Here is a 24,965-nt window from a genome sequence, read left to right as displayed (position 1 = left end):
GGCAGGCTCGAGCACTTGCGCGGCATCGCACTCGGGTTCAAGAACCTCGACCACTACATCTTGCGGTCACTCATTCACTCCGGGCAGCTGCAGGCCAGGATCAACGCACTCTAAATCGTGAAGAGCCGGATAACGATGCAGGTTGCAGAGGTTCTCGAGGTAACGCCAGCGAACTGGCTAAAAAGGGTGCTCTAAACTGTCTATATAATCTGTTGGTGAGGAAGGCATCTCCGACGCTTTGCTCACGAAGCTGTCGAGAGTCGGTCTACCATTGATACGACTCTGCACAACTATAAAGTTTGAGGAAAATCGTTGAAATCGGTCCCGAATCAGTACGGTGTATATCCACCGGTCTACAGCCCCGGTAGGAAAGTTCTTGAAAATTTTGAAAAATTCAGGGGTTGTTTATGCTGGAACGACCATCGACATGAGTTGGTTAATGAGCTTGAATCTCTCATTAACATCGTAAAGGATCCTATTGGAATACGTGCAGCTTGGATTGGCGGCAGCTTCCTCACTGAAAAGGATCACCCGGACGATATAGACGTTACGTTTATCCTCGACGGAACAAAGGTGGAGAACATCCCGGAGGACTCGGTGGGGCTGCGGAAACTGATTACTGCTCCTGGCCTGAAGGATTTAGCCAACAGGAGGGGATTAAGAATAGACCCCTATGTGGTCGTTTGGAAGCCAGCGATTAAGGGATTAACGCCGGATACGGACGATTACCACAGGTGGCGAGGCTACTGGGATGATTTCTGGCAACGACAGCGGCAGGGAGAAAAGGAAAGCGAACCGGATTTAAGCTGGACCCTACCGAGGCAGGGATATGTGGAGGTGATCGTAAATGGATACCAATGGTGATTTCGATCTCGATCGCTACCTTCTCGAACTTGAGGAGAACGATTCTGTTCCCGATTGGGTCGATATCCAAGATCTGAACCGGATCAGCGTCGAACAGCATCAAATCAATCTCGGTGCCACAGGTGTAATCTCAAAGCCGAACGGTACAATAAGGCTGACCGGTGAAGGCGTTGATCAGCACTCGCTTTCCTTGAATGCGGCGGGTGATGTACTTAATGGGTTCCAAAATCTAGTTACTGCTATTGGCGCTTCTTTGCGAGGCGTCCAAAGCGAGCGTGGTAAGTTGCCTGCCTCCATCTCGGAACACACGAAGTTGATGCTGGATGCATCACCTGCACCAGGGTCGGTTGTCTTGAAGTTCTCGCCAAACTACAGGCCAGCCGAAGATACCAAGCAGCTCGAACTAGAGTTGGCAGAAGAAGAGGAACCGCTCGTCGAGCAGTCGATAATCGACCTTATCAATGCGCTATCCTCACCGGCTGATTCACAAGAGGATTTCTTAGATAACGCTGGTTCCATCGATAGATCCGGACCGCGTGTAGTTTCCGCAACTAAGGGTTTTATGGAAACGCTATCTGACAACGGCTTGGATTTAGATTTGAAGTGGCGAGTTCCTCGGATGGGAACGCGAAAACTGCTTTTCAGGGCGGCTCAAGCAAAAGCGTTCTTTGACGCATTAGATAAGGTCGATACAGATTCCGGCGTCATCAGCGTATCTGCGGTTGTTGAAGGGGTTTCGCGATTCCCTAACCCTCATGTGATCTTAAAGATTGTTTCAATCGATGATGGAAAAGAAATTTCGGAAGGGGAATTGCGCCCATTCGTTAGGGAGTCGGTTCCCGATGTAGTGCATGTATCGATTGAGGAGGACGACAACCGTTTCCAGCGACTTCGAATTGATGACGAGGTGGAAGCAAGCTTAGCTGTCGATGCAACTAGATTTCCGGGAAAGTCTTGGAAACTGGCATTCGCTTTGAATTATTGGGAGTAATTCCAGCCTGTCTCAGATGCCAATTCGTGCCGCTGAGCGATCATGTCCCTGGATGATGAGGAACGTCGGGCTTCCGTAGCTGCGGTTCCCGTGATCCTCTCCATTGAAGACTCGCGTCGTTAGCCCCGGCCCACCAGCCGGGGCATTTTCACGTTCTCCGGAGCATCAACCACCAACCATGAGAGGAAGCAATGAGTACCACAAAGCCACGATTGACCAAGATCAACGATGACAAGTTCACCCTGAAGATGCCGGGGCATTCCCGGAAATTCTTTATGAACACCGAAGAGCTTCAGGCTCTTAAAGACCAGATCAGTAAGGAGATCAGTAAGTGACCACCCATGACCGCGTGAGCGGATACACCGATGAAGAGATGAACGAAAAGTTCGAGGAGTTCATTTCCAGGCCGGCCAACGTGACCGCTGCCGACTACCTGGAGAAAATGAGTGGTGCCGACGAGTGGTTTATCCCTGGGCTGGTATGCACTAGTTTGACGTTCTTCTATGGCAAGCCCGAAGCCGGTAAGTCCACACTGGCCGTTAATGTCGCTGCTGCGTTGTCCAAGGGGGAGCCGGTGCTCGGGGTTGAACCCCGCACGGGTGACCGCCCCCTGAGCATCGTGATCGTTGGCACCGAGGCCAATATCCGGCAGGAGTACCCCAATCGGCTCCAAGGCCTCGGGGCGGACCTGGAGAAAATCGGCATCGACTACATCGGAGGATCTGGAGTTATTCCCCGAGACACTATCGCCCGTGCCGGTTACGGGGCTGTTGACCTCGTTATCGTAGATAACTTTCAGGGGCTCACCGATGGTAAGGATACGGTGGATGCCGCCACCGCCAAGCTGGTCCAGGACAAGGTTCAGCCGTTCCTGGATTTAGAGATTCCGGTTGTCATGATTCACCACGCATCGACAGCGCACCGAGACAGCGACCGAGGCAACCGAATGCAGGGCAACACCCAGCTGGAGGCTATGGCCCGCTGGAGGGTCGAGGTTCAGAAAGAGAACGGCACCCGTCGCCGGCTGATAGCACAGGGAAACCTGGACACTCCGAGAACCGTGAGCGTCGATGTTCACGATGATCTCAGTATGTCGCTGGTAGGTGAGGCTCCTGGGAACGAACCGGAAAAACCGAGTCGATCCGACGCTACAAAAGAGCGTAGGGACAAGGTCTGGGATGCCGCTGTGAAATCCTCTGGCAGGATCACTGCCGATGTAGCCCGTGAGATCGAGTCTGTCACCGGAACCAAATTCAACACCGCCAAAGCGGATCTCCGAGCGGGAGTGAACTCCAAGGTGCTAGTGAAGCGGGAGGGGAAGATCCCGCTTTACGTCCGTCGAGAGGACGATATTTAGGGCGATATTTCCCGATATCGTCCGTATCGTCGCCTCTGTTTCCCCTGGTCAGAAGGTCGATATTTCGATACGATACCCCCTTATAGATCCCCCGGTATATCTATTCTCTGTTGGGGCTTCGCCCCCTTCGGGGAGTGGATCTACACGGGCCTTCCTTCGGGGCCCTGGAGATGAACGATGACCGAGGACAGGCAGCTGGTGGCTGCTGGACCGAGGGAGCGACCAAGACCAGCCTCGGGGCTGGGATTGACTGACTCACCACAGAGCCGCCGAGAGAGCGGCGATCTGGGTAATCAGAATGCGGCCATGAAGCCGCTACTGAGTAACTCAACCTCCGAAGAGAACAGACACACCCCGGAGCAACCAAGCTCCGGGATTCACTCATTCATGAAAGGACAGGATGACGACCACCGAAGCAGAGAGCAGCTCGACCAGGGACCAGCTTCAGGCGTTGACCGAGGAGATGAACGCCTGGATGGAGGCTACAGGCCGCAAACGGTTCCCGGCTGGTAAGGCCGACGAACTCCGAGACCTCGGGGCGAAGCGGTGTGGGAAGTGCCGGTCCGTGAAGAATCTGGAGGACTTCCCTCGGAATCGCAGCCACCGAGACGGCTTCCACAGCCAGTGCAAGGCATGTAACTATGCCGACACTAAGCAGTGGTGTGCTGAGAATCCCGAGTACAAGGCGAAGTATTACAGCCAGAACAGAGAGCAGACCCTAGAACGCATGGCGAAGTACTACCGCGACCACCGCGAGGAGAGAAAAGCATACGACCGGGAGTATCGTCATAAGCACCAGGAGAGGTTGCAAGCATACGATCAGAACCGCTATTGGAACGATAAGCACTACCGTTTGAACCACCAGCTCTATTTGGGCTATCACCGTGCCGTGGAGGCCGGTAACCCTGCTGAACGGATCAAGCCCCAGGATCTCCTGGACTACTGGGAAGCCCTCGGGGTTGACCCGTTGAAGTGCTACCTGACAGGGGAGAAGCTGACGCCCCAGAACCGCAGCGTTGACCACGTAGTTCCCCTGGGGAGGGGAGGGGCACACACCGCGTTCAACCTGATGCCGTGCTCCCTGGAAGCCAATAGGACCAAGAATGTGAAGCCCCGGGTCTAGTCCTGGGTCTTGATCTTCTTCATCAGATCCGAGGGACGCTGTTCCCGCACCCGCATGTAGACCCCGACGATGGTGGAAACATCCTCCTGCCCGAGGATTCTGCCGATCTCCTTCGGAGTGGCACCAGCTTCAGCCAGTCGGGTGATAAGCCAGTTCCTCCCGTAGTGCGGTGTGATCTCGGGATCTACGTTTGCCTTGTCCCGGGCACGGTTGAACACAGAGCGGAAAGAGGTATCCATCATCATCTTCCCCTTAGCTGTGGTGGTGGCATAGTCCTCCGGAGCCGTGGTGAACGTCTTCAGGTGCCGACGCACCAGGGGCAAGAACTCAGCCAGCACCGGCACCACCCGGTAGCCGGCCTCTGTCTTGGGCGGTTGCCACTTCATCATCACCCCGCCCCGTCCGTTGGGTACCCGCTGAAGATTGCCCTCGATGCGGATTCCGATGCCACCGCCGACGGTTGCCTCGAAGTGCTTCGCCTGGAGCGCCAGCATCTCACCGACCCGAAGACCGTGGAACAGGCACAGACACACCCCAAGCTTGAAACGATCAGCCACCTGATCCAGGATTGCCTGAAGCTCAGCAGTCGTGGGGAGGCTCTTCCTCTTGGAGGGTGCCCGTTTCCGGGCCGCCTGAACCTGGACAGGGTTGGTCTGGAGATAGCCGTATTCCACCGCCAGGGCAATAGCGGACTTCAGCTTGGAATAGGCCCGCTTGTTTCGATCCGGGGTAGTGGGGAAGTCGGTTGTGATCGACTGCCACCACCGAGAGACCATCACAGGGGTTAGTTCATCCACAGGAGTGCCAGTGAACGCCGTGTAAGGAGTGATCCGCTTTTCTACGATGTTGGTGTACGTCACCAACGAGGTTTCCCGCATTTCACCGGTTGCTACCGCCGCCTCACACTGACTCAGCCAATGCGAGACCATCTCGCCAACCGTGGGGATGGTGCGTACCGGTTCGGTGCTCGGAGGAGCCCAGATGCCGAGATCAATCTCACGGCGCTTGTCTGCCAGCCAACCGAGAGCGGATAGTTCATCGGGGAACGTGTCAGGGGCTTTGTGCGTGCCACCGTCAGGGCCGGTGTAGCGTGCCTGGACCCTCCCACTGGGAAGCTTTCGGGTCGATCCCCAGGAATTGCGTGCCATAAACGTGCCATAACTGCCACGGATTCCGCACGGGCGTTTGTCGGTTCCGTGTGCTCGAAGGTATTCTTGAAAGTGCCCTGAGCAGCGTTTTTGCATAAAAAATCCAGACCAAAGAGTGAATTTTCACCCTCTGACCTGGTAATTTGTCGGACTGACAGGATTTGAACCTGCGACCCCTACACCCCCAGTGTAGTGCGCTACCAAGCTGCGCCACAGTCCGTTTGCGCCACACAGGTTGACTGCCGTGGTGCACGGATCAGATTACATCACTGTCGGCCGGAACCTGAAATTAGCTGGTCAGACGGGGGAAGTGACTTCCCTGACATGCCAGATCGGCAATGGCTCAGCGCACGTCCCCCGCGGCGTAGACCCACTCGCCGTTCACCCGCCGGAACGAGGAGCGCTCGTGCTGGGAGCCCTTCTCCGCGCCCTTGTAGAAGGCCTCGAACTCCACCACACCGGTCTCGTCCAGGGGGCCGCCGCCCACCACGTCCAGGATGTCCAGCCGGTAGAACCGCACTCCGGTATCGGTCAATTCGAGCGTCTCCGGACGGTCCTCGGCAGCCCAGGTGCGCAGCAGGTAGGCGCTGTCACCTACCGCGAAGGCGGTGAAGCGGGAGCGCATCAGGGTTTCGGCGGTCGGCGCGGTCACACCGGCGTGGTACCTGCCGCAGCACTCGCCGTAGGTCAGGCCGGTTCCGCACGGGCAGCGTTTTGAATCAGGGTAGGAAGTAGACATCAGTTCTCGTCCCTCACCTTCACGGTCAGCGGCCGCACGGCGGCCAGGAGCTGGCGGCGCTGGGCGTCGTCAAGCGCCCCGTTCAGCGTGATGCGGCGGGCGAAGCCGCCGTCTTCGGGGACGACGGTCACCGCGACGTCATCAAGCTTGATCCGGGCCTTCCGGGCGGTGTCGCGGATGGCCTGGGAGGCGTCGGCCGCCAGAGCCGCGGCGATGAGGTCGGCGGAGGAGTGGCCGAGGTTTTTCCCGCCCTCTGACTTGGGTCGGTCCGTGGTCAGCTGGCCGACGGGGGTGTGCACGGTGTCGGCGAAGCGGCTGCCCCTGGCGGAACGCGACAGGGCACCCGCCTCCACGTCGGGGGCCTCGTTGACGGGCACCAGGTAGGGCTCGACCCAGTTGCCGATCAACCGCCCGGCGCGCTGGGCCACCCCGGCCCGGGTGGCCAGGTGATCGGCCTGGTCCAGGGAGACCAACGACTTGGGGTAGCGGGTGACCTGGAAAATGGTCTGTGCGTTATCCACGCCCACGGTCTCGTCGATGGGCGAGTGGACCAGCAGCAGCGGCTTGCGCAGTCGCGGCAGGTAGAGCTCCGGGTTGGTGTCGGCAAGGTCCTCCAGGAACTCCCGCGAGATCACGATGTCCCGCCCGCCGAGCACGACGGTGACGGCGCCTTGTTCGTCGACGTCCTCGATCCGGTCCGCGAAGTGCAGGACGGCGTGCGCCGGGTCGAACGGGGTGCCGATGGTGGCCACGGCCTTCAGGTCGCGCAGCTCCGTGGCCGCCTTCAGCGACGCGGCACCGCCGAGGGAGTGGCCGACCAGCAGCTGCGGGGCCGCGTAGTTGGCGCGCATCCACTCATAGGCGGTCTTGATGTCCTCGACGTTGGAGGAAAATGTCGTCTCCGAGAATTCGCCCTCGGACTGTCCCAGTCCCGGGAAATCGAAACGCAGCGTCGCGATGCCGAACTCCGTCAGGGTCTTGGACACCCGGGCCGCGGCGGGGGTGAACCGGGAACCGGTGAAGCAGTGGGCGAACATCGCGTACGCCACCGGCGGGGAATCCGGTGTGTCGATGGTCCCGGCCATCATCGTGCCCTGGCTGGAGGGTAATTTCACGGATACGGAATGCACTGGAATCGAGACCTTTCAGGTTGCACCGGAAACTGGCAGCACTCCCAGACACACTAGTCCGATCTCACCGTCCACTAAGGTCTAGGGGAGCACATGTCGTCGGTATTAAGGGGAGCACCGTGGCCCGAATGGACTGGTTCTGGAAGGCGCTCGGCGGGAAGTCGGGCCGCGACCAGAAGCGCAGCCGCGCGATCGTGGAGAAGGCGACCAGCCAGCTCGGGACCCTGCAGGAGCTGGACGACGCCGCCCTGGCCGCCCGCGCCCGGACGCTCGTCGCGGACGGCACCCTGCGCGATCCGGCGGACTTTCTGGGGGTGCTTTCCGTGGCCGCCACCCGCACCCTGGGGCTCACCCCCTATCCGGTGCAGTCCCAGGCCGTGCTGCGGCTGCTGGAGGGTGACGTCATTCAGATGGCCACCGGTGAGGGCAAGACCCTGGTCGGCGCCATGGCCGCCACCGGCTTCGGATTGATGGGCAAGCGCGTCCACTCGATCACCGTGAACGACTACCTGGCGCGTCGTGACGCCGAGTGGATGCGTCCCCTGGTGGAGTTCTTCGGCCTCACCGTGGCCGCCGTGCATGAATCACTGGGCCCGGAGGAACGCCGCCGGTCCTACGCCGCGGATGTCGTCTATGCGCCGGTCAACGAGATCGGCTTCGACGTCCTGCGCGACAAGCAGGTCACCGACCGCGCCGACATGGTCCAGGCGCGTCCCGACGTCGCCCTGGTGGACGAGGCGGACTCCGTGCTCGTCGACGAGGCGCTGGTGCCGCTGGTGCTGGCCGGTTCCCAGCCCGGGGCCGCTCCCACCGGCCGGATCACCGACATCGTGCGCCACCTGCGGGAGGGCGAGCACTACGAGATCGACGACGGTCGCCGCAATGTCTTTCTCACCGATTCCGGGGCGGACCGGGTGGCCGGGGCACTCGGGATTCCCGCCCTGCACGATCCCGAACACGTGGGCACCACCATGGTGCACGTCAACCTGGCCCTGCACGCCCGGGCGCTGCTGATCCGGGATGTCCACTACCTGGTCCGGGACGGCAAGGTGCAGCTGATCGACGCCTCCCGGGGGCGGGTGGCTGATCTGCAACGCTGGCCCGACGGTCTGCAGGCGGCGGTCGAGGCCAAGGAGGGGTTGGATGTCACCGAGGGCGGCAAGATCCTGGATTCGGTCACCCTGCAGGCGCTGATGAGCGGGTACCCGATGGTCTGCGGCATGACCGGCACGGCGGTCGAGGCCACCGACCAGCTACGTCAGTTCTACGACCTCGGGGTCTCGGTGATCGACCGGAACCGCCCGCTGGAGCGGTTCGACGAGGCCGACCGGATCTACGCCACCGCCCGGGAGAAGAACCGGGCCATCGTCGAAGAGATCCGTGCCATCCACGCCACCGGCCAGCCGGTGCTGGTGGGCACCCACGACGTCGCCGAATCCGAGTACCTGACCGAGGCGCTCGACGACATCGAGGTCAACGTGTTAAACGCCAAGAACGACGAGGAAGAGGCCCGCATCATCGCCGAGGCCGGCGACCTGGGTCGGGTGACCGTGTCCACCCAGATGGCCGGCCGTGGCACGGACATCCGGCTCGGTGGTGCGGATGAGCGCGACCGGGCGGAGGTGGCCGCCCTCGGTGGTCTGGCCGTCATCGGCACCGCCCGGCACCGCAGCTCCCGGCTGGACAACCAGTTGCGCGGGCGCGCCGGCCGGCAGGGTGACCCCGGTCTGTCCCTGTTCTTCGTCTCCCTGGAGGATGACGTGGTGGCCTCCGGCGGCGCCGGGGAGAAGATCACCGCGCAGCCGGATGACGCGGGGCAGATCCGGGACGGCAAGGTCCAGGACTTCATCGAGCACTGCCAGCGGGTCACCGAGGGGCAGCTGCTGGAGATCCACGCCCAGACCTGGAAGTACAACAAGCTGCTGGCTGACCAGCGCGACATCATCGATGAACGCCGGAACAGCCTGCTGGACACCGACCGGGCCTGGGAGCAGCTGGCCGAGCTGGCTCCCGAACGCGCCCGCGAACTGGCCGAACTGCCCCAAGCGGCGAAGGTCCGGGCCGGTCGGGAGATCATGCTCTTCCATCTCGACCAGGAGTGGAGCGAGCACCTGGGGCTGATGGACGACGTGCGGGAATCCATCCACCTGCGGGCGATCGCCCGGGAAACCCCGATCGACGAGTACCACCGCATCGCCGTCCGCGAATTCAAGGAGCTGGCCCAACGGGCCGTCGACAAGGCCGTGGCCACCTTCCGCAGCGTCGACATCGACGAAAGCGGCGCCCACCTGGGCGATTACGGTCTGGCCCGACCCTCGGCGACCTGGACGTACATGGTCTCCGACAACCCACTTTCGGGCAGTGGCAACTCCGCGTTGAGCGGTATCGGTAATATCTTCCGATAGGATTCCGATTCTGCCCGTCACCCCGCAAAGCGGGAGGAGTGGCGCCCCTCAAGCAGTGGTTGCCGCTATGATTGTCATCATTGAACCCGTACTTCGATCCGGAGGTTAGAAATGAGCGAGAACACCGGTACCCCTGAGCCGCAGGTGGAAACCACTTCAGTTTTCCGTGCCGACCTGCTCAAGGAAATGGAGGCTGGTGCCACCAGCACCCCGGCCGCAACCGGTGCGGACAACCTCCCCGAGGGTGCCGCACTACTCGTGGTCAAGCGTGGCCCCAATGCCGGTGCCCGGTTCCTGCTCGACCAGCAGACCACCACCGCAGGCCGCCACCCGGAGGCCGACATCTTCCTCGATGATGTCACCGTCTCCCGCCGTCACGCCGAGTTCCGCATCAATGACGGCGATTTCGAGGTCGTCGACGTCGGATCGCTCAACGGCACCTACGTCAACCGCGAGCCGCGCAACTCCCAGGCGCTCGCCAACGGCGATGAGATCCAGATCGGCAAGTTCCGGCTGGTTTTCCTCACCGCCAAGTAATGTGGGGGCCACCGGCACCTGCGGGGCGCCGGTGGCCCGTTCTAAAACAGCTTCAGTCCCAGTCCCGACTACCCCGAGAAAGTCATCGTGAGCGCAGTACGTAAAACGACCAGGTCGAACGCCAAGACCATGTCGATCGGGGTGGTTCTGGAGCAACTCCGGGGCGAGTTCCCCGACGTCACCGTCTCCAAGATCCGCTTTCTGGAGTCCGAGGGACTGATCACCCCGAAGCGCACCGCCTCCGGATACCGCCGTTTCACCGACGGCGATGTCGAACGGCTGCGATACATCCTGGTGACCCAGCGGGACAATTACCTGCCGCTGAAGGTCATCCGGGAACAGCTGGAAGCCATGGACTCCGGGGCAGTGACCGCCATTCTCTCCGCCAACCGGGCCGCACCGATGATCTCCCCGGAGAACTTCCGTGCCCCGGTCATCACCCGGCTCACCGACTCGGATGTGGCCGAACAGGCCGAGACCACCGAAGACAGCGTGCTCGAGCTGGTGGAGGCCAATATCATCACTCCGGACGGAGCCGGTTACTTCACCGCTGACGATGTCCAGGTGGTGGGCACCGCTCTGGCGCTGAAGGAATTCGGCTTCGACATCCGACACCTGAAGTCGCTGCGTAACACCGCCCACCGCCAGGCCGGGCTGATCGGTCAGGTGGCGGCACCGGTGGCGATGTCCAAGGGGGAGGGCGCCAAGCAACGTGCCGAGGAACTCTCCCAGCAGATGACCGCCCTCGTCGTGTCGCTGCACGCTTCCCTGGTCAAAACCTCACTGCGCGAAGAATTGGATTCCTGATCGCACCATGACCCTGATCACTGTCGAGTACCACGGCGTCCACTCCGCCGGACCGGAGGGCTTCTCCTGCGTACTGTTGCGCTGGGCGGAACAGAACCGCATTCTGCCGTTGTGGATCTCACCCGTTGCCGCAGCCGAGCTGGAGGCCCGGGAGGTGGGGTACTCCCCACGGCGGCCCTCCACCCACGAACTGCTCGCCGAAACCCTCAACGGAATGACCTCCGGGGTGGCGACCATCAACCTCGTCTCCGCCCATCAGGGGACCTTCATCGCGAGCATCGTGCTGCGCGACGGCGAGGAGATCGACGCCCGCGCGTCCGATGCCGTGCTGCTGGCCCGACTGCTGGAACTGGACATTCACGTCGATGAAGAGGTGTTGAACCAGAATTCTTTCTTCGCCGCGGATGCCGACCTCAAGCAGTACTTCAATTACGAGGTCGGTGACGGTCACGTATCGAGCGACGCTTCGGTGTCTGCTTCGGGAGACGCCCAGGCAGATGCCGACTTCTCCCAGCTCATGGAATCGCTGGGGTTCTCCGAATCCGAACTGTTCGACCCGGAGGACGACACCGGTGAAACCGGGGATGAAGGAGAGCAAAACCGCTCTTAGGCGTGAATTTGGGAGTGGCGTTTTGGGCGTGTCGCCCCTGATGGGGTTGACCGTGGTTTAACCTTGGCTGAGAATAGTTTCAACGGCGTAATCCACCATTCCCATTGGAGTAGCACTCGTGAGCGAAAACATGGCCATCCAGGAGTCATTATTTGACCTGGGCCCCGACGAAGAAGTCGGTTACCGCGTCCCCATCGCCTGTCAGGTGACGGGCATCACCTATCGGCAGCTCGATTACTGGGCCCGGACCGATCTGGTCAAACCCTCGATCCGGGGCGCCAAGGGTTCCGGTTCCCAGCGCCTGTACTCCTTCCGGGACATTCTCGTCCTGAAGATCGTGAAGCGGCTGCTGGACACCGGCATTTCCCTGCAGAATATCCGCCTGGCGGTGGACAAGCTGCGGGATCACGGTGTGAATGATCTGGCGGAGATCACCCTGGTCTCCGACGGCACCACCGTCTACGAGTGCCGCTCCAACGAGGAGGTCATCGACCTGCTGGGTGGGGGACAGGGCGTGTTCGGTATCGCCGTGCCGGGCATCGTCAAGGAACTGACCGGGACCATCTCCTCCTTCCCGTCCGAGCGGGTCGACGCCGATGACATCGTCGTCGGCATCGACGAGCTCGCGGCCCGCCGGAGCCGCAAGACCTCCTAGTCCAGGTTCCTCAGCCGGCCTGAATCAGTTTCCACCACGGCCCCTCCTGTCATGCTCACGAGCAGGAGGGGCCGTGGCGTGCTTTCCGGCCGATGATGGCTCTGTTTGGCCGTGCCATGTGCGGATGAGACGGAAAGCGTCAGCTGTCAAAGCCCGTGCCCGTCGGCTCGGGGCGGCTACTGTTAGCGACGTGCTTTTAGTGGCACCGTTCTGACGATTAGATAGCACCTATATGATCAGTAGATAGCGGCACCATCATTTTCAGAGGCCGTTTGCATGCTGTTCTTTTTACGAGAGAGCAGGCGTGAGTCCGTTACTAGAGCGTGAATTCGTAATCTTCAGGTGATCCACTAGAGCGCTTCTTCGTGAATGGGTTGAGGGCGAAGGGGCTTTGCCACGGCACCGGCAGCTCCCACACGTCCTCCCACTCCCAGTCAGCGTAGCTTTCCAATGCCGCTTCCACGTCATTACGTGTGAAATACACCGCCAACCCAACCGGATCAGAGAATTCCAGAGCATCCGGATTATCCTGTGCCATTCCGCCTTCGAAGACCACGAACACAGTGGCATTGTGCTGCTCCGAGCAATCCTGACTGTGGACTGGCACTGTTTCCCACCACAGTTCGTATCCGCGGTCCGTGGCCTGTTTCTCTAGTTCCTTGACCTGCTGTTCTTCCCAGAAGGCTGCGCAGATGACGTCACGACGGGATGGGTCGTTGGGAGTTGACCCACGATGGATCACGCGTCGGCGGTAAACGAGGAACAGCGGATCCTGCTGGCGTTGGCGAAAGAGGAAAGGCTGGGGGTCGTTCATGGATGGGGTCTTCCCTGCCATTGTCGGAAGTTAACTAAGCCGTCAGACCTGGATCATACGCCAAGCTCCTGGAGATCCTTCTGAGCCTGACAGCTCTGCTATCTGATGGCCATCCAGATGCTATCGGGCCGTCAGAACCGTGCTACTAAATACCCCTCCCAAACAGCTACCCGGTGCGAATCCGCGTCTTCGGCAGCGGGCGGAAAACGACAACGCCGGCCGACGGGAATCAGCATTCCCGTCGGCCGGCAGGCGAGTTTCGGCGGCAGATCAGCGGGGCAGTGGCTCACAGCCCCAGGGACTGGGTCACCGCCGCCTCCAGCTCCTGGTAGTTGTTCACCGGGGTGGCGTTCAGTACCGGATCGAACTCGCCGGGGCCGAGATGGAACGCGGACAACTGAACATTGGCCGGGAGATTGTCCAGGACCGCCTGGAAATCGGCGTCGGACATCGTGTCATCGGTTCCGGAGGTAATAACCATCACCTTGACGGGAATATTGAACTCGGTGGCGCGGTCCGTGGCGGTCTGCAGGGCGGCGGTGACCGCCTCGCGCGTCTGCGGCATCCCGGCGGTGCCCAGCAGCTGCACGGAGTTGGCCACCTCGGTGCCCCGGCCGAAGCCCAGGTTCTGGCGGTATCCGACCATCACGCCGGGGTTGATCGGGGAGGAGTAGTTCCACAGCGAGGACGCGTGTCCGGTCTCTCCCAGGCGCGGGGCGACCTGGGAGATGGCGGCGGCGCCGGCCTCGAAGCGGCTGCGGTCGCCGAAGTCGGAGTTCATCTGCCCCGAGGTGTCCAACAGGAAGAGGGTGTCCACCGGCTCGCCCACCACGGCCTCGGGGGTGTCCGCCGGTTCCTCGGCGGGGGCCGCTTCAGCAGGGGGCTCGGTGTCGGTGGTCGTTTCCTCGGGGGCCACACCGGTACCGCTGTGGAAGGCCTCGCGCACTGCCCCGGCATCAGCGGCGCTGACGGTGTTCTCGGGCAGCTGGGCGGAGTTCTCGCTGGCGAAGGCCACCAGGGCATCCGCGGAGCTGACCTGTTCCGCCGACACCTCATCCGTGCTGTTCAGGGAGAGCACCTGGTACTCGGCCGCAGCGTCCAGCGGCGTGAACTCATAACCGTCCGGAAGGTCGGCCTCGGTGACGGCGATGGCCGGGGCGTCGTCGGCCACGGCGTCGTCAATCGTCAGGGCACTGTCGCGCTGGAGCAGCCCGGCGGCGGCCTCCGGGCTCTCGGCCAGGGCGGTGGCGGCGACCACGGCGGCGTCCTCGTTGCTGGCGACCGGGTAGGTGACGTCCTCGGCCGCCGGCTGCGCCGCCGCGTCGGTGGTGGCCAGGCCGACCGGCACCTGCACCAGGGCGGCGTCGCCATCCGCGGTCCGCCCGGCGGCCGACACGTCTGCGTCCGCATCCGTGCTGGCCACGTAGACCGCCGCCTGGGAGATGTCATCGGTGACCTCGGGGGTGACGCAGTGGTCGCCCACCACCGGATCGGAGCCGGCGAAGTCGCTGATCAGGCGTTCGGCCAGGCCGGGGTGCTGCTCGGCGATCGGTAGCGTCAGCTCGCCCTGGCTGCACTCCTCCTGTTCCTGGGCGACGGGCGTGCCGTCCCCGTCGGAACGCAGGAAGAACCACCATGTGGCGGCCGCGATCAGCGCGAGCACCACCACGATGGCGACAATGACATTGGTGGAGAGGGCATAGTTGGACTTGCCGCTAGCATGACGACCCACGGGTGCTGTCCTTTCTTCGGTTAACTTCGCAGTCTAATGTGTTCCGCGGCACTAATGAGGTTGACAAGCCGATCGCGCAGCGGCTTCGCGCGTTCCGCCAGTCCGCGCTGCCGCTCGACGTACTCCGCCTTGCCGGCGGGGGTCTCGATCGCGACGACGCCGAAACCGTGGTCGCGGACGTCATAGGGAGAGGCCTCCATGTCCAGGATTCGGGCATCGCGGGCCAACTCGAAGGTGTCCAGGAACAATTCCCCGGGTACGAGTGGGCCGAGTTTGGATGCCCACTTGTACAGGTCCATCGTCGCGTGCACGCACCCCGCCTGGTCGTTGTCCGGCTGGCTCTCCCGGTCCAGGACCGTCAGGTTCAGCGGCTTCGCGGGCGGGGTGAAGAAGCGGTAGGCGTCGAAGTGGGTGCAGCGGAGCCGGTGACTGTCGACAACCTCATCGGTGCCGGCCCGTCCCAGTCGCAGTGGCAGGTCGTGGCGCGGGGAGCCGCTGTGGTAGACCATCGCCCACTCGTGGAGCCCGAAGCAGTCGAAATGCGGCGGATTGGTGGCGGTCCGGAGCAGCAGGTTGCGGATGTAGGTGGCCGTGGTGCCGCGACGTTCCCAGAAGGCCGCGGCATCGACCCCCACCAGGCCGTCGCGGCGGTGGTAGTCCCGCCAACCGGCGTGCTCCGGCTCCCCGCTCAGCCACACTCCCACCCCGGGGTGCCAGCGTTTCAGGTGGGCGGGGCGGACCGGATAATACTCGAAGAGGAAGTCGAAGACCGGGTGCTTTTCCCCGCGGCTGCGCCGGGCCAGGTGGTCAGCGACCAACCCCTCTGCCCGGGTTCGGTGCCGGTTCCGCCGGTCCTGCCAGTCCACAACAGCTAAAACGCCCATCAGCTATCAGAAATTACCCGTGTCAGTTCTCGTGGGTCCAGTCGGAGACGGTTCCCACGTACTCCTCGATCAGATCCTCCAGCGTGATCAGTCCGAGCAGGATGCCCTTGTCACGGACCTGTGCCATGTGGGCGGAGCGTGTCCGCATCACGTGCAGCGCGTCGTCCAGGTTGCCGGTGCCGTCGACGATGGTCAGCGGCCGGAGCTTGTCCCGCGGGATCACCTCGTCGAGGTCAGCGGTGGGCAGCCGGTCCAGGATGTCCTTGACGTGGATATAGCCCAGGTAGGCGTTGTTCCGGCCGGTGACGGGGAAGCGGGAGAAGCCGGTTTCCGCCACGGCGGTCTCCAGTTCGCCCATGGTCGGGCCCGCTCTGCCGAAGGCGAGGGTGCGGACTTTCTCGGCCGGGATGAGCACCTCCTGCAGGCTGCGGTTCTCCGAGTGCAGTGCCTTGTGCAGCCGGGCGGATTCCTCGGCGTCGAGCAGACCCTCGGAGCGGGATTCCGCGATCATGGTGGCCAGCTGATACTGGTCCACGGTCGCGTCGAGCTCGTCCTTCTGCTCGATGCCGAAGAGCTTCAGCGTCTTGCGGGCCACCCAGTTCAGGAACTCGATGATCGGTCCGGTCAGTTTGACCCAGCCGATGATGGCGGGACTGAGCCAGAGCGCCAGCGTCTCCGGGCCGGCGATCGCGATGTTCTTCGGCACCATCTCACCGAAGAGGATGTGCAGGAAGGTGATCAGCGCCAGGGCGATGACGAAGGAGATCGGGTGGATCAGGTCCGCCGGGACGCCGGCGGCCAGGAAGGGGCCCTCGATGAAGTGGGCGACCGCCGGTTCGGCGACCTTGCCGAGGACCAGGGAGCAGATCGTGATGCCGAACTGGGCGCCGGCCAGCATGATCGACAGGTGTTCGGTGGCGTAGAGCACCTTCGTGGCCCCGGGCCGGCCCTGTTCGATCAGGGAGGAGATGCGGTCGCGCCGTGAGGAGATCAGGGCGAACTCGGCGGCGACGAAGAAGGCGTTGGCCAGCAGGAGACCGACGATCAGAAGGGTCGTGGAGATGATGTTCACTGGTAGTCCTCCGCTTCCGCATGCGTGATCGGGGTCAGGATGGCCTTGTCCACCCGACGTTCCTCCATCACGGTCACCCGGGCGATCCAGCGGCCGGTGATCCCGGTCTCAAATTCATCCCGCAGGGGAGAGGACGTCTCCGGCAGCAGGACCACATCGCCGACGTCCGGCACCTTGCCCAGGCAGGACATGATGAGCCCACCAAGGGTTTCGAAGGGGCCGTCGGGGGCGGCGTAGCCGATCTTCTCGGTCAGCTCATCCACCCGGACCAGCCCGGAGATCTCCCAGCTGCTGCCGAACTTCTGGAAGTCGCGTTCGGCCTCGGCGTCGTCGTGTTCGTCGTAGACGTCGCCGAGGATCTCCTCGACCACGTCCTCGATGGTCACCAGCCCGGCGGTGCCGCCGTACTCGTCGGCGACCAGTACCATCTGCGCCCCGGACAGACGGACCGCGTTGAGCACGGCGTCCCCGTCGAGGCTGGCGGGGATCGACGGTACCCGGCGAGCGAGGGTGCCGACGGTGCAGCTGCGGCGTTCGCCGCGGGGGATGGAGAAGGCGTCCTTGATGTGGACCATGCCGATCGTGTCATCGAGGTCGCCGTTGACCACGGGGAATTTGGAGTGGCCGGTCTCCTGCGCCAGGTTCACCAGCTCGGCGACGGTGGCGTCGGCGTTGAGGGAGTTGATGGTCGAGCGCGGGGTCATGAACTCCTCCGCCGTGGAGTCGCCGAAGCGCAGGGACTTGTCCAGCACCTGCGCGGTGGTGGCGTCGATGCCACCGGTTTCGGCGGAGTTGCGCACCAGCACACCCAGCTCCTGGGCGGAGCGGGCGGAGGCCAGTTCATCGGCGGGTTCGATGCCCATGCGGCGCACCAGGAAGTTCGCCGAGTGGTTCATCAGGGTGATGAACCACTTGAACACCAGGTTGAACCAGTGCACCGGGTGCGTGACCACGCGGGCGGTCTGCAGCGGCAGGGTGATCGCCATGTTCTTGGGCACCAGCTCACCGAAGACCATCGACAGGAAGGTGGCGACGACCAGGGCGAGCACCACGGCGACGCCGGCGGCCGCGGTGTCGGAAAGCCCGACCAGTTCCAGCACGGGGGTGAAATAGCGGGACAGGATCGGTTCCGCGAGGAAGCCGGTGGCCAGGGTGGTGACGGTGATGCCCAGCTGGGCGCCGGACAGCACGAAGGAGAGGTTCTGAAAATCCCTCTGCACTGCGCGGGCGCTCCGATCGCCCTTCTCCTTGACGTGGTTGTCGACGGTGGAGCGTTCCAGACCGGTGACCGCGAACTCGATGGCCACGAATAGTCCGGTGCTTCCCGTCAGTGCCACGAAGGCCAGCAGTGAGAGGATGCCTATGAGTATGTCCATTAGCGTGGGCCGTGGTTAGGCCGTGGGACCGTCTTTCCGTGTTCGTCGGCGTCCGGCCTTCGGACGTCGGGAGTGCTGCGAGCGCGGGTGCGGTTGCTGCCGTCCGCGCTGCGCCGGGCGCCGCTGGGCCTGAGCGGGTTCCTGGATGGGAGTTCCCTTGGGGCGGCGTGCACCGGTTATCTTAGCCAATGTGTCAGAGTCTGCGGTGACTTTCACCTCCCGGGCGTCCACCCCCGCCTTCTTCATCAGCTGCCCGACTTCCTTGGCCTGCTCGTCCATCACGAGGGTGACCACGGTTCCGGTGGTGCCGGCGCGGGCGGTCCGCCCCGCGCGGTGCAGGTAGGCCTTATGCTCGGCGGGGGGATCGACGTGGACGACCAGGGAGACGTCATTGATGTCGATGCCGCGGGCGGCGATGTCGGTGGCCACCAGCACCGGGACGGAACCGTCCGCGAAACCGGCCAGTGCCTTGGTGCGGGTGCTCTGTCCCTTGTCGCCGTGCAGTCCGATGGCGTTGATGCCCTCCCGGCGCAGCTTCTTGACCTGTCGGTCCACGCCGTGCTTGGTGCGCATGAACATGATGGTCTTGCCGTCCCTGGCACCGATGCGCAGAACGACCTCGTTGCGCTCCTCGCGCCCGCCTACCAGCAGCCGGTAGTGGGTCATGGTGTCCACGGCGGCCTGCACCGGGGCGGTGGAATGGGTGACCGGGTCGTTGAGGTACCGGTCCACCAGCTTGTTCACGTCCCCGTCCAGGGTGGCGGAGAACAGGAGACGCTGGGAGTTCTGCGGTGTGAGGTCCATCAGTTTGCGGACCTGCGGCAGAAAGCCCATGTCCGCCATCTGGTCGGCCTCATCGAGGGCGGTGACCTGGATGTCGCTGAAGCTCAGGATCTTCTGGTTGATCAGGTCCTGGGCACGCCCGGGCGTGGCCACCAGCAGATCCACCGGGGCGGCCAGCGAGGTGATGTTGCGCTTGATGTTCACGCCACCCACGACCTCCAGCACGCGCAGTCCCATTGCGGCGGCCGGATCGTCGAGGCGCTCCTTGACCTGGGCGGCCAGTTCGCGGGTGGGCACCAGTACGAGACCGCGGGGGTGGCCGGGCCGGGAGGCGCCGCTGCTGGCCAGGCGGGTGAGCATCGGCAGGCCGAAGGTGAAGGTCTTGCCGGAACCGGTGGGGCCGCGGCCCAGCACGTCACGGCCGTCAAGGGCCGGCGGGATCGCCGCCTCCTGAATGGGGAAGGGCTCGGTGATGCCCTGGCGCTTGAGGTCGCGCACGATGGGGGCGGGCAGTCCGAGATCCTGGAAGGTTGTCATTGCTGGCAGTGTAGTCGCTGACCGTCGCAGGAACATGGTTGGGACCCTGCCGGAGCCTGACTGGTCCCGGGGTGGGGCGGAGCCGGGCGGCGCTGGCAGGGGACACCTGGGGATGGAGTGCCCCCGACCCGGCGGGGTGGGCGGAAAGGAATATTCGTTGTCGGGGGTGGGGCGGTCCCAGGTGCGTTAACTTGCACATTCGTGCAGATAAAACGGGCGTGGGCAGGGGAAATGGGCTGCCCCCGAGGTCTGGTTCTGTGCTGTAGACCTGCACATATAAGAAACATTGGAGTCAATGGTGGCTCGGGGATCCGTGAGCAGTATTCTAAGATGAATGAGCAGGAAACCAGGACGTAAGCCGGTCTTCACCGAGCAGGATGTTATCGAAGCCGCATTCGCCATTGGGATCAACCAGTTCACCCTGAGTCAGGTGGCGGAACGCCTGGGGGTGGCTGCCGCCGCGCTCTACCGTCTCTTCGAATCCCGGGACGCCATCGTCCACGCCTGCGTCCGCCACGCCGTCACGAACACCACCGGCCCCGAACACGGACTGGGGTGGCGCGAACTGCTCTATTCCCTGGCGGACACGTACTGGCGGTTGTGCGAGGATTACCCGGGCCTGGACAAGGTCATGATCAACGATCCTGCCGCGGTGTCCCATTTCGCGGACTTTTTCCAGCGGTGGAGTGAGCCGCTGCTCGCGGCCGGCAAGACCACGGCCCAGGCCATGTTCGCCTGTGACATGATCGGTTACGTCACCATGATGGCGCACGCGAATTTCCGGATGTACCGCCGGGAGAGGCCCGGGACCGGTTCCCCGGCCGGTGAGCCGGAACAGTTTGCCTCGCCCATGCAGGTCCTGGCGAACCGCGGGATGTTCGAGACCCAGATCAACTTCATCCTCAACGCGCTGGAACGGGAATGGCCGGGCGCTGTCTCCTCCTGATCCGGTCCAGCGTCGAAGGGCGCGGCTTCACCCCTGGGCGCCGGCCGTGACAGTCCGGCGGGAGCGGCGCTCACCGATCCCCTGCAGGAGCAGGCCCAGGGCCATGACGGCGTAGGCCCCCACGCTGAACCACTGGGCGGTGGAGGCGTAGAGCACCATCAGAGTCAGCACGCAGGGGAAGAGGGCCAGCGGCACCACCTCCTCAGGCCGGCGGTTCAGGCGACGGCCCAGCCAAACCAGCGCGCTGAGGACCACTCCCACGCCGAGCAGGTGGAGCCAGATGACCCACGCCGGCTCGTGGTCGGCGAAGGCGGCGATCACCTTCGACGCCAGCAGGCCGGCCCCTCCGACACCGACCAACACCGTGGCGGAAATGTTCAGCTGCGGGTGTTCGGTGCGACCGAAGAACTCACGGAGTTGATTCACGGGGTGTCCTTTCCGCGGAGCCGGGACTTCCGCAGTGGTCGGGGCGGTGATCACCCGTGCCCGCGCGGCGGGACGGGTCCGAGCGAGCGGGTACGTCCCCGGTGCCGCTCCCCGTGGTTGCTTCCCGGGGCACAACAACACCGCGCGGTCAGCGGGTGTCGGTAGGCGATGGGCGGGAAGTTAGACCTCCACCTCGGAGCGGTCGGCGGACCACAAGGTGTGGAAGGAGCCGTCTTTGTCCACGCGGCGGTAGGTGTGCGCGCCGAAGAAGTCGCGCTGGCCCTGGATCAGGGCGGCGGGCAGGCGCTCGGCGCGCAGGCTGTCGTAGTAGGACAGCGAGGAGGCGAAGACCGGGACCGGTAGTCCCAGCCGGGTGGCGGCCACGATGACCCGGCGCCAGGAATCCAGCAGATCCCCCAGCTCCCCCTTGAAATAAGGATCCAGCAGCAGGGACTCCAGTTCGGGGTCGTTGTCGTAGGCCTCGACGATGCGGTTGAGGAACTTCGCGCGGATGATGCAGCCACCGCGCCAGATGGTGGCCAGGTCGCGCGGGTCGACGTCCCAGTCGTACTCGTCGGAGCCGGCCTTGATCTCGTCGAAGCCCTGGGCGTAGGCCACCAGCTTGGAGGCGTACAGCGCGCGGCGGACATCCTCGACGAATTCCTGCCGGTCCACGCCCAGGTCCGCGAGGGTGCTCAGCTGCCCGGTGGGGAGGTTGCCCTGGGCGTCAGCGCGCTGGGAGGTGGCGCCGGACAGGGCGCGGGCGAAGACGGCCTCGCCGATGGCGGTGACGGGGATGCCCAGATCCAGGGCGGCCTTGGCGGTCCAGCGGCCCGTGCCCTTCTGGCCGGCGGCGTCGACGATGACGTCGATCAGCGGCTGACCGGTCTCGGCGTCGACCTGGCTGAGCACCTCGGCGGTGATCTCGATCAGGTAGGAGTCCAGGTCCCCGGCGTTCCATTCCCGGAACACCTCGGCGATCTCGGCCGGGGTCATTCCGGCGGCGTAGCGCAGCAGGTGGTAGGCCTCGCCGATGACCTGCATGTCGGCGTACTCGATGCCGTTGTGGACCATCTTGACGAAGTGGCCGGCGCCGTCGGGGCCGATGTGGGTCACGCACGGGGTGCCGTCGACGTTGGCGGCGATGGACTCGAGCAGCGGGCCGAGGGACTCGTAGGACTTGGCGGGGCCGCCGGGCATGATCGACGGGCCGTTGAGCGCGCCCTCCTCGCCGCCGGAGATACCGGCACCGACGAAGTGCAGGCCGCGGGCGGCGATCTCCTTCTCCCGGCGGATGGTGTCGGTGTAGAGCGCGTTGCCGCCGTCGATGATGATGTCGCCTTCGTCCATCGCGTCGGCGAGCTGCTCGATCACGGCGTCGGTGGCCTTGCCCGCCTGCACCATGACGATGGCTCGGCGCGGCTTTTCCAGGGACGCCACGAAGTCCTGGATGGTCTTGGACGGGATGAAATTGCCGTCCGGACCGTAGTCGCTGATGAGTTTGTCCGTCTTGTCGGTGCTGCGGTTGTAGACCGCGACGGTGTGGCCGTTGCGGGCGAAGTTGCGGGCCAGGTTGGACCCCATGACCGCCAGGCCGACGACGCCGATCTGGGCAAGAGAATTCTGCGTGCTCATGGGCACAACACTACTCACGACGTGTCGCGTCCGGCAGCGCTGGCCCCGGGAATCGGGTGCCGTTCCGGCCACCGCCACCCACCGCCCGGCAGGTAACGTGACGGCCATGAGAATGCTGGAATTGATCGCGGGCGCAGGTGAGACGGGGCTGGACCCCGCCGGGCTGCGGGAGCTCAACGCGGAAGTCGGGGGACTGGAAAGGCATCTGGGGGTGCGCTACACGCGCGTCACCCGGACCGGCGTCACGGCGGAGATCACGGTCGGCCCGCAGCACCTCCAGCCGGTGGGACTGGTCAACGGCGGGGTGTTTTCCGCCCTGGCGGAGTCCACCGGTTCGTTGGCCGGTCTCGCGGCGGCCGGAGGTGATCCGGTGGTCGGGGTCAGCAACAGCACCGACTTCATCTCCTCGGTGCGCGACGGCGTCATCATCGCCGAGGCCACGCCCGTGCACCTGGGCCGGCGCACCCAGCTGTGGCAGGTGGACATGCGCCACGACGCTCGGCTGGTGGCCCGGACGACGTTGCGCACCATGGTGCTCGAGCAACCGGCCTGAGCTGGTCCCACGGCCGGCGGGGCTCAGAGCCAGTCGTTGCGGCGGAACCACCAGAACATCATCAGCACGGCGAGCACCATGAACACCAGCGTGATGTAGTAGCCGTATTCGGCGTGCAGCTCCGGCATGTTGTCGAAGTTCATGCCGTAGACGCCCGCGATCAGCGTGGGCACCGCGGCCATCCCCACCACCGCGGAGATCGTGCGCATGTCGCGGTTCTGCCGCAGGGACACCAGGGCGACACCGGCATTGATCAGGGAACTCAGGCGCTCGTCATAGGCGTCGACCCGGTCGGCCGCGATCATCGCGTGGTCGAGGACGTCCCGGAAATAGGAGCGCAGCTGCTTCGTGAACAGGTCCTTGTTGTCCTGAATCAGCGACCGCAACGCCGGGATCAGCGGGTCCACGGCATGGCGCATCTCCAGGATCTCGCGTTTGAGGGTGTAGATCTGCTCGATGTTGAAGCTGGAGCCGGGGGTGAAGACCTCCTCCTCCAACCGGTCGACCTCCAGCTCCAGCAGACCGGCGATGCGCACGTACTCATCCACCAGGTAGTCCGCGGTGGCCCAGGCCACGGCGGACGGGCCGGCGGCCCGCAGCTGCGGATCATCGGCGATCTTCAGCTGGGGATCAGGCAGATCGGTGCCGTGCCGGATGGTGATGATGAAATTCCTGCCCATCAGCATCTGGACCTCAGCGGTGTCGATGATCTGCCGGCGGTCGGTGACCTCCGCCTCGTCCGAATACCGCACCGAGCGGATCACCATGAACAACTGTTCGTCATAGCGTTCCAGCTTGGGACGTTGATGGGCGGCCACCGCGTCCTCGACGATCAGCTCATCGACGTTGAACTCCGCGGCGATCTTGAGCATGTGCTCCTCACCCGGTTCCTTCAGGCTCAGCCACACGAACCCGTCGCCCCCGTACTTCTCGAGTTCGCGGAGCGCGGAGGAGTGGCTGTACTGCCCCCGGCGCTGCACCCCGTCGATATAGACCCGGCACTGCTCGATGACCCGTTCCACCGGAACCCGCACCCGGCCGCGGGCGGAGCCGTGGCGCGGGTTCCGCGCAAGCGGAAAACCGCTCAGACGGGAACGCTCATTGTCGGAGGACATGGTGCTTCTTGAATCTCCTGCTCGGGAAAACTGGGGGCGGCCCTGGAAAACCGCCCCCGGCCATCCTAGTCCGCGGCACCGGCCGGAAGTGCACCGCCGCGGCCGTATACTGGACCGCATGGCTACCTGGAATGAGATCGTCTCAGCAAACCCCGCCCACTCGGAGAACTACGCCGCCCGCTGGCGCCGCATGGTCGCGGAGGGCGCCGACATCAACGGCGAGGCCCGCCTGATCGACGCCATGGCCGAACGCGGCTCCCGCATCCTGGACGCGGGTTGCGGCACCGGCCGGGTGGGTGGCTACCTGGCCAGCCAGGGCCACACCGTGGTGGGCACGGACCTGGATCCCGTCCTGGTCGGGTATGCGCGGCAGGACTACCCCGACTGCCGCTGGGAGGTGGGCGACCTAGGCCGCGATGAGCTGCCCGAGGGGAACTTCGATGTGGTGGTTTCCGCCGGCAACGTCATGGGCTTCCTCGCCGTCGAGGACCGCGAACCCGCGCTGGCCAACATCACCCGGGCCCTGGCCCCACAGGGCCGGGCGGTGATCGGCTTCGGTGCCGGCCGTGGCTGGGGTTTCGACGACTTCATGGCCACCGCCCAGCGGGTCGGGCTGGAACCGGACAACGTCTTCGCCTCCTGGGACCTGCGCCCGCTGCGGGAGAACTCGGACTTCCTCGTCGCGGTGTTCTCCCTGGCCTGAGCCCGTGCCCTCACCGGCCCCGG

24 protein-coding genes and 1 tRNA gene are annotated in these 24,965 nt (G+C 63.9%); 12 read left to right on the top strand and 13 right to left on the bottom strand.

Annotated elements, in window-relative coordinates; genetic code table 11:
- Nucleotides 1–312: 312 nt before the first annotated feature.
- The 4 genes from ACQCVD_RS02305 (at nucleotide 313) to ACQCVD_RS02290 (ending at nucleotide 4,335) form a co-directional block, all read left to right on the top strand.
- Nucleotides 313–864, top strand: coding sequence for a DUF6932 family protein (locus ACQCVD_RS02305; protein ID WP_426822065.1), 552 nt, complete (start codon nucleotides 313–315; stop codon nucleotides 862–864).
- Nucleotides 848–1,855 (top strand): hypothetical protein, encoded by a 1,008-nt coding sequence (locus ACQCVD_RS02300; RefSeq protein ID WP_426822064.1) that lies wholly within the window; start codon nucleotides 848–850, stop codon nucleotides 1,853–1,855. The genes ACQCVD_RS02305 and ACQCVD_RS02300 overlap by 17 nt, the downstream gene beginning before the upstream one ends.
- Nucleotides 1,856–2,186: 331 nt before the next feature.
- The gene (locus ACQCVD_RS02295; RefSeq protein ID WP_426822063.1) at nucleotides 2,187–3,212 is read left to right on the top strand and encodes an AAA family ATPase; all 1,026 of its coding nucleotides are present in this window, start codon (nucleotides 2,187–2,189) and stop codon (nucleotides 3,210–3,212) included.
- 400 nt (nucleotides 3,213–3,612) lie between these two features.
- Nucleotides 3,613–4,335, top strand: a complete 723-nt coding sequence (locus ACQCVD_RS02290) for a hypothetical protein (protein WP_426822062.1) — start codon at nucleotides 3,613–3,615, stop codon at nucleotides 4,333–4,335.
- On the opposite strand, the gene ACQCVD_RS02285 is transcribed toward ACQCVD_RS02290, so the two are convergent.
- The 4 genes from ACQCVD_RS02285 to ACQCVD_RS02270 form a co-directional block, all read right to left on the bottom strand.
- Entirely contained in the window at nucleotides 4,332–5,111 is a 780-nt protein-coding gene (locus ACQCVD_RS02285; RefSeq protein ID WP_426822091.1) for a tyrosine-type recombinase/integrase, read from the bottom strand. The two genes, ACQCVD_RS02290 and ACQCVD_RS02285, sit on opposite strands and share 4 nt — an antisense overlap.
- 518 nt (nucleotides 5,112–5,629) lie before the next feature.
- Nucleotides 5,630–5,703 (bottom strand) — tRNA-Pro (locus ACQCVD_RS02280).
- Nucleotides 5,704–5,826: 123 nt separating this feature from the next.
- Complete coding sequence (locus ACQCVD_RS02275; protein WP_426822060.1) at nucleotides 5,827–6,222, bottom strand: YchJ family protein; 396 nt, start codon at nucleotides 6,220–6,222, stop codon at nucleotides 5,827–5,829.
- Entirely contained in the window at nucleotides 6,222–7,352 is a 1,131-nt protein-coding gene (locus ACQCVD_RS02270; protein WP_426822059.1) for an alpha/beta hydrolase family protein, read from the bottom strand. The genes ACQCVD_RS02275 and ACQCVD_RS02270 overlap by 1 nt, the downstream gene beginning before the upstream one ends.
- Before the next feature lie 119 nt (nucleotides 7,353–7,471).
- Here ACQCVD_RS02270 and secA2 point away from each other — a divergent pair, with 119 nt between their 5' ends.
- The 5 genes from secA2 to ACQCVD_RS02245 all read left to right on the top strand — a co-directional run bounded on the left by secA2 (nucleotide 7,472) and on the right by ACQCVD_RS02245 (nucleotide 12,366).
- A complete protein-coding gene (gene secA2 / locus ACQCVD_RS02265; RefSeq protein ID WP_426822057.1) occupies nucleotides 7,472–9,757 on the top strand; it encodes an accessory Sec system translocase SecA2 in 2,286 nt (761 codons plus the stop codon).
- A 111-nt stretch (nucleotides 9,758–9,868) separates the two neighbouring features.
- Nucleotides 9,869–10,294, top strand: a complete 426-nt coding sequence (gene odhI, locus ACQCVD_RS02260; RefSeq protein ID WP_426822056.1) for an oxoglutarate dehydrogenase inhibitor Odhl — start codon at nucleotides 9,869–9,871, stop codon at nucleotides 10,292–10,294.
- Between the two features lie 129 nt (nucleotides 10,295–10,423).
- Nucleotides 10,424–11,101: a MerR family transcriptional regulator gene (locus ACQCVD_RS02255; protein WP_426822090.1), complete on the top strand. Its 678-nt coding sequence runs from the start codon at nucleotides 10,424–10,426 to the stop codon at nucleotides 11,099–11,101.
- A gap of 7 nt (nucleotides 11,102–11,108) precedes the next feature.
- Nucleotides 11,109–11,711 carry a bifunctional nuclease family protein gene (locus ACQCVD_RS02250; RefSeq protein ID WP_426822054.1) on the top strand — a complete coding sequence of 201 codons (603 nt, stop codon included), beginning with the start codon at nucleotides 11,109–11,111 and terminating at the stop codon, nucleotides 11,709–11,711.
- A 130-nt stretch (nucleotides 11,712–11,841) separates the two neighbouring features.
- Nucleotides 11,842–12,366 (top strand): MerR family transcriptional regulator, encoded by a 525-nt coding sequence (locus ACQCVD_RS02245; protein ID WP_426822089.1) that lies wholly within the window; start codon nucleotides 11,842–11,844, stop codon nucleotides 12,364–12,366.
- Nucleotides 12,367–12,682: 316 nt separating this feature from the next.
- Here ACQCVD_RS02245 and ACQCVD_RS02240 read toward each other — a convergent pair whose 3' ends face one another.
- The 6 genes from ACQCVD_RS02240 to ACQCVD_RS02215 all read right to left on the bottom strand — a co-directional run bounded on the left by ACQCVD_RS02240 (nucleotide 12,683) and on the right by ACQCVD_RS02215 (nucleotide 19,564).
- On the bottom strand, nucleotides 12,683–13,180 hold the full coding sequence (locus ACQCVD_RS02240) for a hypothetical protein (protein WP_426822052.1): 498 nt from the start codon (nucleotides 13,178–13,180) through the stop codon (nucleotides 12,683–12,685).
- Between the two features lie 286 nt (nucleotides 13,181–13,466).
- Nucleotides 13,467–14,912: a hypothetical protein gene (locus ACQCVD_RS02235; RefSeq protein WP_426822051.1), complete on the bottom strand. Its 1,446-nt coding sequence runs from the start codon at nucleotides 14,910–14,912 to the stop codon at nucleotides 13,467–13,469.
- 20 nt (nucleotides 14,913–14,932) lie between these two features.
- Complete coding sequence (locus tag ACQCVD_RS02230; protein ID WP_426822050.1) at nucleotides 14,933–15,796, bottom strand: 3-methyladenine DNA glycosylase; 864 nt, start codon at nucleotides 15,794–15,796, stop codon at nucleotides 14,933–14,935.
- A 22-nt stretch (nucleotides 15,797–15,818) separates the two neighbouring features.
- A complete protein-coding gene (locus ACQCVD_RS02225; protein ID WP_426822048.1) occupies nucleotides 15,819–16,868 on the bottom strand; it encodes a hemolysin family protein in 1,050 nt (349 codons plus the stop codon).
- The gene (locus tag ACQCVD_RS02220; RefSeq protein ID WP_426822047.1) at nucleotides 16,865–18,244 is read right to left on the bottom strand and encodes a hemolysin family protein; all 1,380 of its coding nucleotides are present in this window, start codon (nucleotides 18,242–18,244) and stop codon (nucleotides 16,865–16,867) included. The genes ACQCVD_RS02225 and ACQCVD_RS02220 overlap by 4 nt, the downstream gene beginning before the upstream one ends.
- Before the next feature lie 15 nt (nucleotides 18,245–18,259).
- Nucleotides 18,260–19,564, bottom strand: coding sequence for a DEAD/DEAH box helicase (locus ACQCVD_RS02215; protein WP_426822046.1), 1,305 nt, complete (start codon nucleotides 19,562–19,564; stop codon nucleotides 18,260–18,262).
- Between the two features lie 334 nt (nucleotides 19,565–19,898).
- Here ACQCVD_RS02215 and ACQCVD_RS02210 point away from each other — a divergent pair, with 334 nt between their 5' ends.
- The gene (locus ACQCVD_RS02210; RefSeq protein ID WP_426822045.1) at nucleotides 19,899–20,510 is read left to right on the top strand and encodes a TetR/AcrR family transcriptional regulator; all 612 of its coding nucleotides are present in this window, start codon (nucleotides 19,899–19,901) and stop codon (nucleotides 20,508–20,510) included.
- A 27-nt stretch (nucleotides 20,511–20,537) separates the two neighbouring features.
- Here the strand turns inward: ACQCVD_RS02210 and ACQCVD_RS02205 are convergent, their stop codons facing one another.
- Together ACQCVD_RS02205 and gndA are read right to left on the bottom strand one after the other, a co-directional pair.
- The gene (locus ACQCVD_RS02205; RefSeq protein ID WP_426822044.1) at nucleotides 20,538–20,936 is read right to left on the bottom strand and encodes a hypothetical protein; all 399 of its coding nucleotides are present in this window, start codon (nucleotides 20,934–20,936) and stop codon (nucleotides 20,538–20,540) included.
- A 180-nt stretch (nucleotides 20,937–21,116) separates the two neighbouring features.
- A complete protein-coding gene (gene gndA / locus ACQCVD_RS02200) occupies nucleotides 21,117–22,571 on the bottom strand; it encodes an NADP-dependent phosphogluconate dehydrogenase (protein WP_426822043.1) in 1,455 nt (484 codons plus the stop codon).
- A 106-nt stretch (nucleotides 22,572–22,677) separates the two neighbouring features.
- On the opposite strand from gndA, the gene ACQCVD_RS02195 reads away from it, so the two are divergent.
- Complete coding sequence (locus tag ACQCVD_RS02195; protein ID WP_426822042.1) at nucleotides 22,678–23,124, top strand: PaaI family thioesterase; 447 nt, start codon at nucleotides 22,678–22,680, stop codon at nucleotides 23,122–23,124.
- A gap of 23 nt (nucleotides 23,125–23,147) precedes the next feature.
- On the opposite strand, the gene corA is transcribed toward ACQCVD_RS02195, so the two are convergent.
- Nucleotides 23,148–24,239: a magnesium/cobalt transporter CorA gene (gene corA / locus ACQCVD_RS02190; RefSeq protein WP_426822041.1), complete on the bottom strand. Its 1,092-nt coding sequence runs from the start codon at nucleotides 24,237–24,239 to the stop codon at nucleotides 23,148–23,150.
- A gap of 118 nt (nucleotides 24,240–24,357) precedes the next feature.
- Between corA and ACQCVD_RS02185 the strand changes: the two genes are divergently transcribed.
- Nucleotides 24,358–24,942, top strand: a complete 585-nt coding sequence (locus ACQCVD_RS02185) for a class I SAM-dependent methyltransferase (protein WP_426822040.1) — start codon at nucleotides 24,358–24,360, stop codon at nucleotides 24,940–24,942.
- Nucleotides 24,943–24,965: the final 23 nt, after the last annotated feature.

This window comes from Corynebacterium halotolerans (genome assembly GCF_050107895.1).
GTDB lineage: Bacteria > Actinomycetota > Actinomycetes > Mycobacteriales > Mycobacteriaceae > Corynebacterium > Corynebacterium halotolerans_B.
Note: the sequence above shows the minus strand (reverse complement) of the source record. Positions and strands in the feature narration are given on the sequence as shown.

Bases quoted from the DNA above. Each gene is read 5' to 3' on its own strand.
- ACQCVD_RS02250 (WP_426822054.1), top strand. From the start codon at position 11,109: ATGACCCTGATCACTGTCGAGTACCACGGCGTCCACTCCGCCGGACCG.
- corA (WP_426822041.1), bottom strand. From the start codon at position 24,239: ATGTCCTCCGACAATGAGCGTTCCCGTCTGAGCGGTTTTCCGCTTGCG.
- ACQCVD_RS02275 (WP_426822060.1), bottom strand. From the start codon at position 6,222: ATGTCTACTTCCTACCCTGATTCAAAACGCTGCCCGTGCGGAACCGGC.
- ACQCVD_RS02240 (WP_426822052.1), bottom strand. From the start codon at position 13,180: ATGAACGACCCCCAGCCTTTCCTCTTTCGCCAACGCCAGCAGGATCCG.
- ACQCVD_RS02210 (WP_426822045.1), top strand. From the start codon at position 19,899: ATGAGCAGGAAACCAGGACGTAAGCCGGTCTTCACCGAGCAGGATGTT.
- ACQCVD_RS02230 (WP_426822050.1), bottom strand. From the start codon at position 15,796: ATGGGCGTTTTAGCTGTTGTGGACTGGCAGGACCGGCGGAACCGGCAC.
- ACQCVD_RS02300 (WP_426822064.1), top strand. From the start codon at position 848: ATGGATACCAATGGTGATTTCGATCTCGATCGCTACCTTCTCGAACTT.
- odhI (WP_426822056.1), top strand. From the start codon at position 9,869: ATGAGCGAGAACACCGGTACCCCTGAGCCGCAGGTGGAAACCACTTCA.
- ACQCVD_RS02215 (WP_426822046.1), bottom strand. From the start codon at position 19,564: ATGACAACCTTCCAGGATCTCGGACTGCCCGCCCCCATCGTGCGCGAC.
- ACQCVD_RS02290 (WP_426822062.1), top strand. From the start codon at position 3,613: ATGACGACCACCGAAGCAGAGAGCAGCTCGACCAGGGACCAGCTTCAG.
- ACQCVD_RS02195 (WP_426822042.1), top strand. From the start codon at position 22,678: ATGAGAATGCTGGAATTGATCGCGGGCGCAGGTGAGACGGGGCTGGAC.
- ACQCVD_RS02185 (WP_426822040.1), top strand. From the start codon at position 24,358: ATGGCTACCTGGAATGAGATCGTCTCAGCAAACCCCGCCCACTCGGAG.
- ACQCVD_RS02245 (WP_426822089.1), top strand. From the start codon at position 11,842: ATGGCCATCCAGGAGTCATTATTTGACCTGGGCCCCGACGAAGAAGTC.
- ACQCVD_RS02255 (WP_426822090.1), top strand. From the start codon at position 10,424: ATGTCGATCGGGGTGGTTCTGGAGCAACTCCGGGGCGAGTTCCCCGAC.
- ACQCVD_RS02285 (WP_426822091.1), bottom strand. From the start codon at position 5,111: ATGGTCTCTCGGTGGTGGCAGTCGATCACAACCGACTTCCCCACTACC.
- ACQCVD_RS02220 (WP_426822047.1), bottom strand. From the start codon at position 18,244: ATGGACATACTCATAGGCATCCTCTCACTGCTGGCCTTCGTGGCACTG.
- gndA (WP_426822043.1), bottom strand. From the start codon at position 22,571: ATGAGCACGCAGAATTCTCTTGCCCAGATCGGCGTCGTCGGCCTGGCG.